General features: G+C 70.7%; 10 protein-coding genes. 2 read left to right on the top strand and 8 right to left on the bottom strand.

Features of this window, described 5'->3' with window-relative positions; translation table 11 throughout:
• Positions 1–210 precede the first annotated feature (210 nt).
• A complete protein-coding gene (locus CFP65_RS21175; protein ID WP_104817659.1) occupies positions 211–1,572 on the bottom strand; it encodes a class II 3-deoxy-7-phosphoheptulonate synthase in 1,362 nt (453 codons plus the stop codon).
• Positions 1,573–1,997: 425 nt separating this feature from the next.
• Here CFP65_RS21175 and CFP65_RS21170 point away from each other — a divergent pair, with 425 nt between their 5' ends.
• Complete coding sequence (locus CFP65_RS21170) at positions 1,998–2,876, top strand: response regulator transcription factor (protein ID WP_104817658.1); 879 nt, start codon at positions 1,998–2,000, stop codon at positions 2,874–2,876.
• Here the strand turns inward: CFP65_RS21170 and CFP65_RS21165 are convergent.
• The 7 genes from CFP65_RS21165 to metK all read right to left on the bottom strand — a co-directional run bounded on the left by CFP65_RS21165 (position 2,824) and on the right by metK (position 12,722).
• On the bottom strand, positions 2,824–3,054 hold the full coding sequence (locus CFP65_RS21165) for a hypothetical protein (RefSeq protein ID WP_104817657.1): 231 nt from the start codon (positions 3,052–3,054) through the stop codon (positions 2,824–2,826). The two genes, CFP65_RS21170 and CFP65_RS21165, sit on opposite strands and share 53 nt — an antisense overlap.
• 86 nt (positions 3,055–3,140) lie before the next feature.
• Positions 3,141–4,634 (bottom strand): peptide MFS transporter, encoded by a 1,494-nt coding sequence (locus CFP65_RS21160; protein WP_104817656.1) that lies wholly within the window; start codon positions 4,632–4,634, stop codon positions 3,141–3,143.
• An 18-nt stretch (positions 4,635–4,652) separates the two neighbouring features.
• Positions 4,653–6,059, bottom strand: a complete 1,407-nt coding sequence (gene ahcY / locus CFP65_RS21155) for an adenosylhomocysteinase (protein WP_104817655.1) — start codon at positions 6,057–6,059, stop codon at positions 4,653–4,655.
• 16 nt (positions 6,060–6,075) lie between these two features.
• On the bottom strand, positions 6,076–6,963 hold the full coding sequence (metF, locus tag CFP65_RS21150) for a methylenetetrahydrofolate reductase [NAD(P)H] (protein ID WP_104817654.1): 888 nt from the start codon (positions 6,961–6,963) through the stop codon (positions 6,076–6,078).
• A gap of 2 nt (positions 6,964–6,965) precedes the next feature.
• The gene (gene metH, locus CFP65_RS21145) at positions 6,966–10,517 is read right to left on the bottom strand and encodes a methionine synthase (RefSeq protein ID WP_104817653.1); all 3,552 of its coding nucleotides are present in this window, start codon (positions 10,515–10,517) and stop codon (positions 6,966–6,968) included.
• Positions 10,514–11,461: a carbohydrate kinase family protein gene (locus CFP65_RS21140; RefSeq protein WP_104817652.1), complete on the bottom strand. Its 948-nt coding sequence runs from the start codon at positions 11,459–11,461 to the stop codon at positions 10,514–10,516. The genes metH and CFP65_RS21140 overlap by 4 nt, the downstream gene beginning before the upstream one ends.
• Before the next feature lie 67 nt (positions 11,462–11,528).
• A complete protein-coding gene (metK, locus tag CFP65_RS21135; protein ID WP_104817651.1) occupies positions 11,529–12,722 on the bottom strand; it encodes a methionine adenosyltransferase in 1,194 nt (397 codons plus the stop codon).
• 184 nt (positions 12,723–12,906) lie between these two features.
• Here metK and CFP65_RS21130 point away from each other — a divergent pair, with 184 nt between their 5' ends.
• Positions 12,907–14,121, top strand: coding sequence for an NAD(P)/FAD-dependent oxidoreductase (locus CFP65_RS21130; protein WP_104817650.1), 1,215 nt, complete (start codon positions 12,907–12,909; stop codon positions 14,119–14,121).
• Positions 14,122–14,177: the final 56 nt, after the last annotated feature.

The raw sequence follows: 14,177 nt of genomic DNA, 5'->3' as shown, positions 1-14,177 counted from the left end.
CCCGGCGCACGGGGGGCGCACGCCCCATCAGTCACGCGCCCCCTGGTTTAAACCCATTCAGTCGGGCGGCCACAGAATAGGATCATCAAATCTTTGCACGCCCGGCACCGGGCCCGCCCACCCGAGGCGCGGCTGGTACGAACGCACAAATGCCCGGGCCGTGACGGCCCGGGCATTCGACGATCGGTCAATCGGTCGGTGCTTCCCGCCCTACCGGGCGCCGCCGGCGAACTCGGCGACCAGGAAGGCGAGGTCGAGCGACTGGCTGCGGTTCAGCCGCGGGTCGCAGGTCGACTCGTACCGGCGGTGCAGGTCGGGGAAGTCCAACTCGTGGCCGCCGCCCACGCATTCGGTGACGTCGTCACCGGTCAGCTCGACGTGGATGCCACCCGGGTGGGTGCCCAGCTCGCGGTGCACCTCGAAGAAGCCGCGCACCTCGCCGAGCACGTCGTCGAAGCGGCGGGTCTTGTGGCCGCTGGGCGCCTCGATGGTGTTGCCGTGCATCGGGTCGCAGATCCAGGCCGGGGTGACCCCCTCGGCCGTCACCTTCTCCACCAGGGTCGGCAGCGCCTCCCGGACGCGGTCCACGCCCATCCGGATCACGAAGGTGAGCCGGCCGGGCTCGCGCTCCGGGTCGAGCCGGTCGATCAGCGCGAGCGCGTCGTCCGCCGTGGCCGTCGGGCCGAGCTTGACGGCGATCGGGTTGGCGATCCGGCTGAAGTACTCGACGTGGGCGCCGTCCAGGTCACGGGTGCGCTCGCCGATCCAGAGCAGGTGGCCGGAGCTCGCGTACCAGCGGCCGGTGGCCTCGTCCCACCGGGTCAGCGGCTCCTCGTAGTCGAGCAGCAGGCCCTCGTGCGAGACGAAGAACTCCCCGCCCTCGAACTCGCTCGGCCGCCCGCCGGTGGCCCGCATGAAGCCCAGCGCCTGGTCGATCCCCTCGGAGATCCGCCGGTACTGCGGCCCGAGCGGCGAGCCGGCCACGAACTCCCGGTTCCAGGCGTTGACCTCCTCCAGCCCGGCGTAGCCGCCCTCGGTCAGCTCGCGGACCAGCTCCACCGTGCGGGCCGAGGCCCGGTAGGTGGCCAGCAGCCGCTGCGGGTCGGGGGTGCGGGAGGCGGCGGTGAAGCCGAAGCCGTTCACCGCGTCGCCGCGGTACGCGGGCAGGGTGACGCCGTCCCGGGTCTCCACCGGCTTCGACCGGGGCTTGGCGTACTGCCCGGCCAGCCGGCCGACGGTGACCACCGGCAGCGCGGCGCCGTAGGTGAGCACCGAGGACATCTGTAACAGCGTGCTGATCTTGCCCTGGACGGACTGCGCGGACACCGCCGCGAAGGTCTCGGCGCAGTCACCGCCCTGGAGCAGCAGCGCCTCACCGCGGGCCACGGCGGCCAGCCGCTCGCGCAGCCGCGCCGCCTCGGCGCCGGCCACCAGCGGCGGGGCCTCGGCCAGTTCCTCGGTCGCCTGCTTCAGCGCCGCCGCGTCGGGCCAATCGGGTTGCTGGGCCGCCGGCCGTTCCCGCCAGGTGGCCGACAGCTTCGGCGTGGCCAGGGCGGTGGTCAGTGCGGTCATCGTCTCTCGTTCTCCTGAATCGGGGGGCAGCGGATCCGCCGGAGCGGTGCGGGGGCCACGGGGGAGGCCTTCTCCAGCCTGAGCCGAGCGGGGGCACCATTCAAGGCTCGCAATGTCAGAGCTGTGTCATATCTGCGGGATTCCGACGGCCCGCCGAGCCGGGCGACTGAATTCCCCCCGCCGACTTTCCCGGATCCACCTCGTCCTGACAGAGTGCTCGGCCCACTCCGTCACTCTCACTCGACCCACCACATCCGAACAGCCACGATCCACTGGTCCGGTTTGTAGTTTATTATTAAACTTTCTGGACTGTTAAGAGCTCGTGAAATCCCCACGGCCGTTTTCTCCGGCCGACCAGAAGTTCTTTGACAGCATCCGGGCCGGTTTTTATGCTCGAAGCGGACGCTACTCAACGGGGAGGCACCATGAGCACGCAATCCACGCCACTGCTGGATCCCGCCCGTACCCCCCACAGCCCCCTCAGCCCCCTCAACCCCCTCGGCCTGCGTGTCCTCGTGGTCGAGAGCGACGCCTGCAGCGCCGCCACCCTGGTCGCCGACCTGCTCCGGCACGGGTACCAGGCCGAGAGCGTGGCCACCGGCACCGCCGCCCTCCGGCGCTACCCGAGCGTCGACCTGGTGCTGCTCGACTTCGAACTCCCCGACCTGGACGGCCTGGAGGTCTGCCGGAGCATCCGGGCCGCCTGCTGCGTCCCGGTCATCGCCGTCACCGCCCGGGGCAGCGAGCTCGACCGGGTGCTCGGCCTGCGGGCCGGCGCCGACGACTACCTGGTCAAGCCGTACGGGCTCAGCGAGTTGACGGCCCGGATGGACGCCGTCCTGCGGCGGGCCCAGCCGCCCCGGCTCCAGCAGCCCGACCTGATCGACCACGGGCCGCTGCGGATCGACGCGGCCTCCCGTCGGATCACCCTGGCCGGCCGCCCGGTCGAGCTCACCCGCAAGGAGTTCGACCTGCTCCACCTGCTGGCCTCGCACCCCGAGAGCGTCATCCCGCGCAAGCAGCTGATCCACCAGGTCTGGGGCGGCACTTGGTCCCGCCGCACCGTCGACACCCACGTCAGCAGCCTGCGCGGCAAGCTCGGCTCCAGCGCCTGGATCGTCACCGTCCGGGGCGTCGGCTTCCGCCTCGGCCACCCCCCGCGCCCGGCCGCCGCCCCCGCGCACGAAGCAGGGCGCCCTCCCGAAGGAGAGCGCCCTGCGACCTCGGGCCAGACACTGCCGCCGGGTGCCGTCACGCATCCACGCTGGGTCGACCCTGGGCTTCGGCGGGCACCTGATCGGTGAGGATGTGGAGGGCGGCCTCCTGGAAGCGCTGCCCGCTGACCTCCTCGAACAGCCTGGCCACGGCGTGGGTGACCTGCTCCCGCGCCGCCCTGGCCGTCTCCGCGGACACCGCACCGCAGCCCGAACCATGGCTGCCACGCCGCTTTCTGACGGAGCGTTCGACATCGACGATGTTCATGAATGCCTCCTAGGTGTCCACGGGCCGGGTTCAACGGGTGAGGTGCAACAGGTGAGGTGCAACGGGTGAGGTGCAACGGGCAGGGTTCAGAGGCCCAGCCTTCGGGCGAGCGGGCGGGCGGCCAGCAGGAGTCCGAGGCCCGCCGCGACCGACAGCGCACCCATGAGCAGGAAGAGCCCGGGCCCGGGAGCGTTCCCGCCCGCGGCCTTCAGCGCGACGCCGCCGAGGCCGGCCCCCATGCCGGCGCCCAGCCAGGACACCCCGACCAGTTGGCTCAGGAAGCCGGTGGGTGCGACCGCGGCCGCGACGCTCATGCCGACCGGCGCCAACGCCGCCTCCCCCGCTCCCATCAGGAGGTACGTGCCGACCAGCCAGAGCGGTGAGACCCGCCCGCCGCTCCGGGCGAACTCGGCGGCCAACGCGATCAGCAGCAGGGCCGAGCCCATCGTCGTCATCCCCACCGCGAACTTCACGGCCGCGCTGATCCGGCGCCCGTACCGCAGCCAGAGCCAGGCGAACACCGGGGCCAGGAGCAGGATCGCCAGCGGCGTGGCCGACTGGAACCAGCTGGCCGGCAACCGGACCCCGAGGACCGCACGGTCGGTGGAGTCCCGGGCGAACAGGCTGAGCAGCGAACCGCCCTGGACGTGCAGGCCCCAGAACAGCGCCGAGGCCACGAAGAACCAGATGTACGTACGGAGCCGGGCCCGGGCGGCGGGTGAGACCTCCGGGCTCCGGAGCAGGCCGCGGAAGCACCGGATGGGCACGACCACGCTCAGCACCGTGACCAGGAGGAGCACATGGCGGATGGTGAACGTGCCGGCCACCGCGTCGGCGGTGAACGCCGCCACCACGGCGGCGAGTGCCACGGCCGAGGCCCGGCCCACCCGGCGGAGCTCCACCGCCGTCGCCGGCCGTTCGGGCAGCCGGCCGGTCTCGCCGAACGAGGCCGACCCGCGCACGTACTGCCACACCCCGAAGGCCATGCCGACGGCGGCGACACCGAACCCCAGGTGCCAGTTGACCCCCTCCCCGAGGCTTCCCACCACCAGCGGCGCCACCAGGGCGCTGACCTGGATGGACGTGTAGAAGATCGCGAAGCCGGCATCCCGCTCGGCCGTCGCGCCCCGGGGGTAGAAGGCGCTCAGCAGGCTCGCCAGGTTCGGCTTGAGCAGGCCGGTGCCGGCGGCGATGAACAGCAGCCCGGCGAAGACGGTCACCTCGGTGGGCACGGCCATCAGCAGATGCCCGACCATGATGACCACCGCGCCGTACAGAGTCGCCCGGCGGGTGCCGAACACCCGGTCACCGAGCCACCCACCCGGCAGCGCGGCCAGGAAGATGGCGGCCGTGTAGGCGCCGAAGAGCATGCCGGCGTCGGCGTTCGTCAGTGCCAGCCCGCCCCGGGACGCCGGGGCCGAGGCGAAGAGGAAGAGGATGGCCAGCATCCCGTAGAAACTGAACCGCTCCCACATGTCCGTCACGAACAGGGTGACGAACCAGCGGGGTCTTCCCAGTAAGGCGGACGGGACGGCCTCTGACGCCCCGACGGGCGTCTGGACCGTGGTCGGCGTTGCCATGGCGTTCTCCTCGGTGGATCAGTAGCGGTACTGCTCGGGCTTGTACGGGCCCTCGACCGGGACGCCGATGTAGTCGGCCTGGTCCTTGGAGAGGACGGTGAGCTTCACGCCGAGGGCGTCCAGGTGGAGGCGGGCCACCTTCTCGTCCAGGTGCTTCGGGAGCACGTAGACGCCGACCGGGTACTCCTCGGTCTTCGTGAAGAGCTCGATCTGCGCGATCGTCTGGTTCGCGAAGGAGTTGGACATCACGAAGGACGGGTGGCCCGTCGCGTTCCCCAGGTTCAGCAGACGGCCCTCGGACAGCATGATGATCGTGTGGCCGTCCGCGAAGCGCCACTCGTGGACCTGCGGCTTGACCTCGGTCTTCACGATGCCCGGGACCTTGGCCAGACCGGCGATGTCGATCTCGTTGTCGAAGTGGCCGATGTTGCCGACGATCGCCTGGTGCTTCATCTTCTCCATGTGCTCGGCAAGGATGATGTCCTTGTTGCCCGTGGTGGTGATGAAGATGTCCGCGATTCCGACGACCTCCTCCAGGGTGGTCACCTGGTAGCCGTCCATCGCCGCCTGCAGCGCGCAGATCGGGTCGATCTCGGTCACGATCACCCGGGCGCCCTGGCCGCGCAGCGACTCCGCGCAGCCCTTGCCCACGTCGCCGTAGCCCGCGACGACGGCGACCTTGCCACCGATCAGCACGTCGGTCGCCCGGTTGATGCCGTCGATCAGCGAGTGACGGCAGCCGTACTTGTTGTCGAACTTCGACTTGGTCACCGCGTCGTTGACGTTGATCGCCGGGAACAGCAGCTTGCCGTCACGGTGCATCTCGTACAGGCGGTGGACACCCGTGGTGGTCTCCTCCGTCACGCCCTTGATCTCGCCGGCGATCCGGGCCCAGTCGAGCTTGCTGTCGGCCAGCAGCTCCAGGACGATCCGGAACTCCTCGTTGTCGGCCGTCGACGGGTCCGGCACCGCACCGGCCTTGGCGTACTCGAGTCCCTTGTGGACGAGCAGGGTGGCGTCACCGCCGTCGTCCAGGATCATGTTCGGCACCTCGCCGTTCGGCCAGGTGAACGCCTGCTCGGTGCACCACCAGTACTCCTCCAGCGTCTCGCCCTTCCAGGCGAACACCGGGATGCCGGCGGCGGCGATCGCGGCGGCGGCGTGATCCTGGGTGGAGAAGATGTTGCAGGAGACCCAGCGCACCTCGGCGCCGAGGGCGACCAGGGTCTCGATCAGCACCGCGGTCTGGATGGTCATGTGCAGCGAGCCGACGATCCGGGCACCGGCCAGCGGCTGGGCGGCCGCGTACTCCTTGCGGATGGCCATCAGACCGGGCATCTCGTGCTCGGCCAGCTCGATCTCCTTGCGGCCGAACGCCGCGAGGGAGAGGTCGGCGACCTTGAAATCACCAGCGGTGGAAGACATGTGCACTCCTAGGGGGTCAGACGGCTGTCAGGATGGACGGTGCCCGGTGCAGGCCGAGGTTCTGGTGGATCTCCACGGCCGCGGTCGAGCTGTTGAGCGTGATGTAGTGCAGGCCCGGGGCGCCCTCGGCGAGCAACTCGGCGGCCATCGCGGTGGCGTGGTCGACCCCGATCCGGTGCCCGGCTCCGGGATCACCGGCGGCCGCCTCCAACTGCCGGGCGAGCTCCGGCGGGAGGGTGGCGTTGCTCAGAGCGGCGAAGCGGGCGATCTGCGAGAAGCTGGTCGCGGGCATGATCTCCGGGATGATCGGGGTGTCGCACCCGGCGGCGGCCACCCGGTCTCGCAGCCGCAGGTAGTCCTCCGCCCGGAAGAACATCTGGGTGATGGCGTAGTCCGCCCCCGCCCGGCACTTGGCGACGAAGTGCCGGATGTCCTCGTCCCAACTCTCGGAACGCGGGTGCCGCTCGGGGAAGGCAGCGACGCCGACCGTGAAGTCGCCGCACTCCTTGACCAGCCTGACCAGATCGGCGGCATACGCGAAGCCCTCTGGATGCCGGACCCAAGGGCCGCCCGGATCGCCCGGCGGGTCGCCACGCAGAGCGAGCACGTCGCGGATCCCCGAATCGGCCAACTGCCCAATGAATGAACGGAGTTCCCTGACCGAGTGACCGACGGCCGTGAGGTGGGCGACCGGCCGCAGAGTGGTCTCACTGGCGATCCGCTCGACCGTCTCGATCGTCCGCTCCCGGGAGGAGCCACCCGCACCGTACGTCACGGACACGAAGGCCGGTGCGACCGCCTCGACCCGGCGGATGGTCCGCCACAGCGACAGCTCGCCGGCCGGGGTCTTCGGCGGGAAGAACTCGAAGGAGTAGCTGGGTTCGCCTACTTCTGATCGGAACATGGTCACCTCGCGTTGAAGTACTTCGCCTCGGGGTGGTGGATCACGATCGCGTCCGTGGACTGCTCCGGGTGCAGCTGGAACTCCTCCGACAGCACCACCCCGATCCGCTCCGGCCGCAGCAACTCGGCGATCTTCGCCCGGTCCTCCAGCTCCGGGCAGGCCCCGTACCCGAGCGAGAACCGCGCACCCCGGTACTTCAGCTGGAACATGTCCCGCACGTCCTGCGGGTCCTCGTCCCCGAAGCCCAGCTCGTAGCGGACCCGCGCGTGCCAGAACTCCGCCAGCGCCTCGGCCAGTTGGACCGACAGCCCGTGCAGCTCGAGATAGTCCCGGTACGCGTTGGCGGCGAACAGCTCGTTCGCGGCCTCCGAGATCCGGTTGCCCATCGTGACCACCTGGAGCCCGAGGACGTCCTTCTGCCCCGACTCCTCCGGCCGGAAGAAGTCCGCCAGACAGAGCCGACGCCCACGCCGCTGACGCGGGAAGGTGAACCGGGTGCGCTCCGCACCGTCCTGCGCGTAGACGATCAGATCGTCACCCTTGGACGCCGCCGGGAAGTACCCGTAGACCACCGCCGCCTCAAGCCAGCCCTCGGTCTGCAACCGGTCCAGCCACATCCGCAGCCGCGGCCGCCCCTCCGTCTCCACCAACTCCTCGTACGAGGGCCCGCCCGCCCGTCGCCCGCCACCACCCTTGTCCGAGGCGCTTCGCGCCACCCCTTCTGATGCCCGCGAGGCCTTCAGACCCCACTGCCCCTTGAACAGCGCGTCCTCGTCCAGCCAGGACGCGTAGTCCGCGAACGGCACACCCTTGACGATCCGATCCCCCCAGAACGGCGGCTCCGGCACCCGGTTCCCGGTCGAGACATCGGACCGGATCGGCCCCAACTCATCCGACTCGGGCGCGGGTTCGCTCACCGATGCGGTGGCGGCGACCCGCCGCTTCCGCAACTCCGGCAGCGCGACCCCGGGGACACCCCGCTTGACACCCATCAGCGCGTCCATCAGGCGCAGGCCCTCGAACGCGTCCCGCGCGTACCGGACCTCACCCTCGTAGATCTCGTGCAGATCCTGCTCGACGTAGGCGCGGGTGAGGGCGGCGCCGCCGAGGATCACCGGGAAGTCGGCGGCCAGCCTGCGCTGGTTCAGCTCCTCCAGGTTCTCCTTCATGATCACCGTCGACTTCACCAGCAGACCCGACATGCCGATCACATCGGCCTTGTGCTCCACCGCCGCGTCCAGGATCGCCGAAACCGGCTGCTTGATACCGAGGTTGACGACCGTGTAGCCGTTGTTGGACAGGATGATGTCGACCAGGTTCTTGCCGATGTCGTGCACGTCACCCTTGACGGTGGCCAGCACGATCGTGCCCTTGCCCTCATCGTCCGACTTCTCCATGTGCGGCTCGAGATACGCCACCGCCGACTTCATGACCTCGGCGGACTGGAGCACGAACGGCAGCTGCATCTGGCCGGAGCCGAACAGCTCACCGACCACCTTCATGCCCGCCAGCAGCGTGGTGTTGACGATGTCCAGCGCCGGCCGAGTCCGGAGCGCCTCTTCGAGATCGGGCTCCAGGCCGCCCCGCTCACCGTCGATGACCCGACGCTGCAGACGCTCCTCCAACGGCAACGCCGCCAACTCCTGCGCCTTCGACGCCGCCGAGGACGCCATGCTCACACCCTCGAACAGCTGCAGCAGCCGCTGCAACGGGTCATAACCCTCACGACGCCGGTCATACACCAGGTCGAGCGCCACCTCGCGCTGCTCCTCGGGGATCCGCGCCATGGGGAGGATCTTCGAAGCGTGCACGATCGCCGAATCCAGCCCGGCCTCGACACACTCGTTCAGGAAAACCGAGTTGATGACCTGACGCGCCGCCGGCGAGAGACCGAACGAGATGTTCGACAGACCCAGCGTCGTCTGCACCCGCGGGTGACGGCGCTTCAGCTCACGGATCGCCTCGATCGTCTCGATACCGTCCCGACGCGACTCCTCCTGCCCCGTGCCGAGCGTGAACGCCAGGCAGTCGACCAGGATCGAACCCTCGTCGATGCCGTAGTCGCCCGTCAGCTCCGCGATCAGCCGCTCCGCGATCTCCACCTTCTTCCCGGCGGTGCGGGCCTGCCCCTCCTCGTCGATGGTCAGCGCGATCAGACCGGCACCGTGCTCACGCGCCAGCCCCGCGATCACCGCGAACCGCGAACCCTCCTCGTTGCCGTCCTCGTAGTTCACCGAGTTCAGCACCGCACGACCACCGAGCTTCTCCAACCCCGCCCGCAGCACGGCCGGTTCGGTGGAGTCCAGCACGATCGGCAGCGTCGAAGCCGTCGCCAGCCGACCCGCGATCTCGCGCATGTCGGCGACACCGTCCCGGCCGACGTAGTCCACGCACAGGTCCAGCAGGTGCGAACCGTCCCGGATCTGGTCCCGGGCGATCTCCACACACGCCTGCCAGTCACCCGCCAGCATCGACTCGCGGAACTTCTTCGACCCGTTCGCGTTCGTCCGCTCACCGATCGCCAGGTACGAGGTGTCCTGCCGGAACGGCACCGACTGGTACAGCGAGGAAGCCGCCGACTCCGGACGCGGGTCGCGGACCGTGACCGGACGGCCCTGGACACGCTCGACCACCGCGCGCAGGTGCTCCGGGGTGGTGCCGCAGCAGCCGCCGACCAGCGACAGCCCGTACTCCCGCACGAACATCTCGTGGGCGTCCGCCAACTCGGCCGGCGACAGCGGATAGTGCGCGCCGTCCTTGCCCAGCACCGGCAGACCCGCGTTCGGCATGCCCGACAGCCCGACCCGGGCGTTCTTGGCGAGGTAGCGCAGGTGCTCGCTCATCTCGGCCGGACCGGTCGCGCAGTTCAGCCCGATGAAGTCCACGCCCAGCGGCTCCAGCGCCGTCAGCGCCGCACCGATCTCCGAACCCAGCAGCATCGTGCCGGTCGTCTCCACCGTCACCTGGGCGAAGACCGGCAGATCGAGACCCGCCTCCGCGAGCGCGGCCTTCGCGCCCAGCACGGCGGCCTTGGTCTGCAGCAGGTCCTGCGAGGTCTCCACCAGCAGCGCATCCGCACCACCGGCGATCAGACCCGCCGCATTGTCACGGAACCCGTCCCGCAGCACCGCGTACTCCGTGTGCCCCAGGGTCGGCAGCTTCGTCCCCGGCCCGATCGAGCCGAGCACCCAGCGGGTCCGGCCGTCCTCCGCCGCGAAACTGTCCGCCGCCTCCCGCGCGATCCGCGCCCCGGCCTCGGAGAGCTCGAAGATCCGGCCCGGGATGTCGTACTCGCCCAGAGCCGCGAAGTTCGCGCCGAAGGTGTTGGTCTCCACACAGTCCACGCCCACCGCGAAGTAGGCGTCGTGGACGGAGCGCACGATGTCGGGCCGGGTCACGTTCAGGATCTCGTTGCAGCCCTCCAGCTGCTGGAAGTCCTCCATCGACGGATCCTGCGCCTGGAGCATGGTGCCCATCGCACCGTCGGCCACCACCACCCGGGTGGCGAGTGCCTCGCGCAGGGCGTCCGCGCGAGCCTGCTGTGCGGCGGTCATCGGATGCCGACCGGTGCGTCGGCGGCGTGCCGGATCAGGTCGGCCGGGGTGATCCGGTACTCCTGGGTGCCGACCGTCTGCAGGGCCTCGGTGGCGAGCGCGCAGCCCAGGCGGGCCGCCTGCGCCGGCGGCCACCGGCGGCTGAGACCGGCCAGGAAGCCGGCCCGGAAGGCGTCCCCGACGCCGGTGGGGTCGGCGGCGTGGTCGGTGGGCACGGCCGGGACGGTCACCGTCGGGGCGTCCGAGCGAGCGATGACGACTCCGTCCGCGCCGTGGGTGGTGATCCAGGTGCCGACCTGCTCGAGGACCTGATGTTCCGTCCAGCCGGATCGCTGCTGGAGCAGGGCCGCCTCGTACTCGTTGGTGAACAGCAGGTCCGCACCCTCCACCAGGCGCCGGACCTCCGCCCGGTCGAGGCGGGCGAGCTGCTGCGAGGGGTCGGCGGCGAAGGAGAGGCCAAGGGCGCGGCACTCGTCCGTGTGCCGGATCATCGCCTCGGGGTCGTTGGGGGCGATCACCACCAGGTCGAGGCCGCCGACCCGCTCCGCGATCGGGGCCAGCGTCAGCTCGCGGGCCTCGGACATCGCTCCGGCGTAGAAGGTGGCGATCTGGTTCTGGTCGGCGTCGGTGGTGCAGACGAAGCGGGCGGTGTGCCGGGAGTCGCTGATCCGGACGGACTCGGTGTCGACTCCGGCGGCCTCCAGCCAGACCCGGTACTCGGCGAAGTCGCGGCCGGCCGCGCCGACCAGAACGGGCCGCAGGCCCAGACTGCCCAGCCCGAACGCGATGTTGGCCGCCACCCCGCCGCGACGGACCTCCAGGTCGTCGGCGAGGAACGACAGTGACACCTTGTCGAGCCGGCCTTCGATCAGCTGGTCGGCGAAGCGTCCTGGGTAGACCATGAGATGGTCGGTGGCGATCGAACCGGTGACGGCAATACGCACAGCGGTGTCTCCTCGGGGCAGTGGCAGGACGGCGAGCGGCGGTCGCTCCGGTTCGGCGGGCTTTCGGTCAGCCCTGGACGGCGGCGCGGAGCTTCTCCACCCGGTCGGTGCGCTCCCAGGTGAAGTCGGGCAGCTCACGGCCGAAGTGGCCGTAGGCGGCGGTCTGCGCGTAGATCGGCCGCAGCAGGTCGAGGTCGCGGATGATCGCGGCCGGCCGCAGGTCGAAGACCTGGGTGACGGCCTCCTGGATCTTCAGCACCGGCACGGTCTCCGTCCCGAAGGTCTCCACGAAGAGACCGACCGGCTCGGCCTTGCCGATCGCGTACGCGACCTGCACCTCGGCCCGGCGGGCGAGCCCGGCCGCAACGATGTTCTTGGCGACCCAGCGCATCGCGTACGCGGCCGAGCGGTCCACCTTGGACGGGTCCTTGCCCGAGAACGCGCCGCCGCCGTGGCGGGCGTAGCCGCCGTAGGTGTCCACGATGATCTTGCGGCCGGTCAGACCGGCGTCACCCATCGGGCCGCCGATCTCGAACCGCCCGGTCGGGTTGACCAGCAGCCGGTAGTCGGAGGTGTCCAGGTCCAGCCCGGCGAGGACCGGCTCCACGACGAACTCGCGGATGTCCGGGGCGAGCAGCGAGTCGAGGTCGATGTCGGCGGCGTGCTGCGAGGAGACCACGACGGTGTCGAGCCGCACGGGCCGGTCGCCGTCGTACTCGATGGTGACCTGGGTCTTGCCGTCCGGGCGCAGGTACGGGAGCGTGCCGTCCTTGCGGACCCGGGTGAGCCGCTCGGCGAGCCGGTGGGCCAGCCGGATCGGCAGCGGCATCAGCTCGGGGGTCTCGTCGCAGGCGTAGCCGAACATCAGGCCCTGGTCGCCGGCGCCCTGCTGGTCCAGCGAGTCCTCCGTGCCGTCCACCCGGGTCTCGATCGCCGCGTCCACCCCCTGGGCGATGTCGGGCGACTGGGCGCCGATGGAGACCGAGACGCCGCAGGAGGCGCCGTCGAAGCCCTTGGCCGAGGAGTCGTAGCCGATCGCGAGCACGGTCTCGCGCACCAGGCTGGCGATGTCCGCGTAGGCGCTGGTGGTGACCTCGCCGGCGATGTGCACCTGGCCGGTGGTGATCAGGGTCTCGACCGCGACGCGGGAGGCCGGGGCCTGCTGGAGCAGGGCGTCCAGGATGGTGTCGCTGATCTGATCGGCGATCTTGTCGGGGTGACCCTCGGTCACGGACTCCGAGGTGAAGAGACGACGGGACACGGTTCCTCCGGATGGTCGGCGGCCACGGACTGTCGGGCCCGCACAGGCTGGGAGGGCGCTCTCCAAGGCTGCTCAAGCCCGGGTCGAAGCGGGAGGGCCGGCGGGCGCCTCGAGCCGTACCCGAGCGGCACGGCGCACTGTGCCGGGGTCCCGTACGCAGTAGTGAAGAGAGGTGTCGACGGCCATGCGAACAAGCCGATCACCCATCCGGGTCCTGGTCATCGGCGGCGGTATCGGCGGACTCTGCCTGGCCCAGGGGCTGCGGCAGGCCGGTGTCGACGTGCAGGTGTACGAGCGCGACGAGTCGGCCGACGGCCGTCGGCAGGGCTACCGGCTGCGGATCAGCCCGGAGGGCGAGGCCGCCCTGCGGGCCTGTCTGCCCGCCCCGCTGGCGCAGTTGCTGGCCGCGACGGCGAACACGCGGGACGACAGCGGGCTGGCCGCCTACGACGAGCACCTGGTCGAGCAGTGGGCGCCGCGCTTCGACGATCCGCGGGCCGGCCGGCCCGACAAGATCGATGCCGTCGACCGGGTGACGCTGCGCCGGATCCTGCTGGCCGGCCTGGAGGAGGTGGTCCACTTCGGGAAGAACTTCCAGCGGCTGGACCGGACGGCCGACGGGCGGGTGACGGCGTACTTCGAGGACGGCACCGAGGCGACCGGCGACGTGCTGGTGGCCGCGGACGGCACCAACTCCCGGGTGCGCGCGCAGCTCCGGCCGCAGGACGTGCCGGAGGACCTCGGGATACGCACCATCTTCTCCCGGATCCCCCGGGACGCGGCGATCGCGGCCGGTCTGCCGCCGGCGCTGCAGGACCGCTTCAGCTACGTGATCGGCACCGACGGCCACCACCTCGGCCTGATGCCGATGCTCTTCCGCGAGCGCCCGTCCGCGGCCGCCGCACGGCTGTGGCCGGACGCGGGCCTGGTCGACAGCGACGACTACTACATGTCGGTGTTCAACGTGCACCGGAGCGATCTGGGCATCGAGGACCAGGAGTTCTTCGCCCTCAGCGGCGAGGAGCTCTGCGCGCTGGTCGTCGACCGCACCAAGGCCTGGCACCCCGACCTGCGGGAGATCTTCGCCTTCGCCCAGCCGGAGACCACCTTCGCCGTCGCCCTGCGGGCCACCCGGCCGGTGCGGGCCTGGGAGACCGGCCCGGTGGTGCCGCTCGGTGACGCGGTGCACGCGATGCCGCCGTCGGGCGGGGTGGGTGCGAACACCGCCGTACGCGACGCCCAGGCGCTCAGTGCGCTGCTGGCCGCGGTCGACCAGGGGGAGCGGGAGCTGGCCGCGGCGGTGGCGGAGTACCAGGAGGCGATGGTCGAGTACGCGACGGAGGGCGTGGAGATGTCCATGCGGATCGCGCAGTGGTCGATCAAGAAGGCCGAGGGCTGAGCAGGACGGAACGGCTGAGCAGGACGCAACGGGGGGCGGGTCGTCACCGACCCGCC

This window comes from Kitasatospora sp. MMS16-BH015, assembly GCF_002943525.1.
Taxonomy (GTDB): domain Bacteria; phylum Actinomycetota; class Actinomycetes; order Streptomycetales; family Streptomycetaceae; genus Kitasatospora.
Note: the sequence above shows the minus strand (reverse complement) of the source record. Positions and strands in the feature narration are given on the sequence as shown.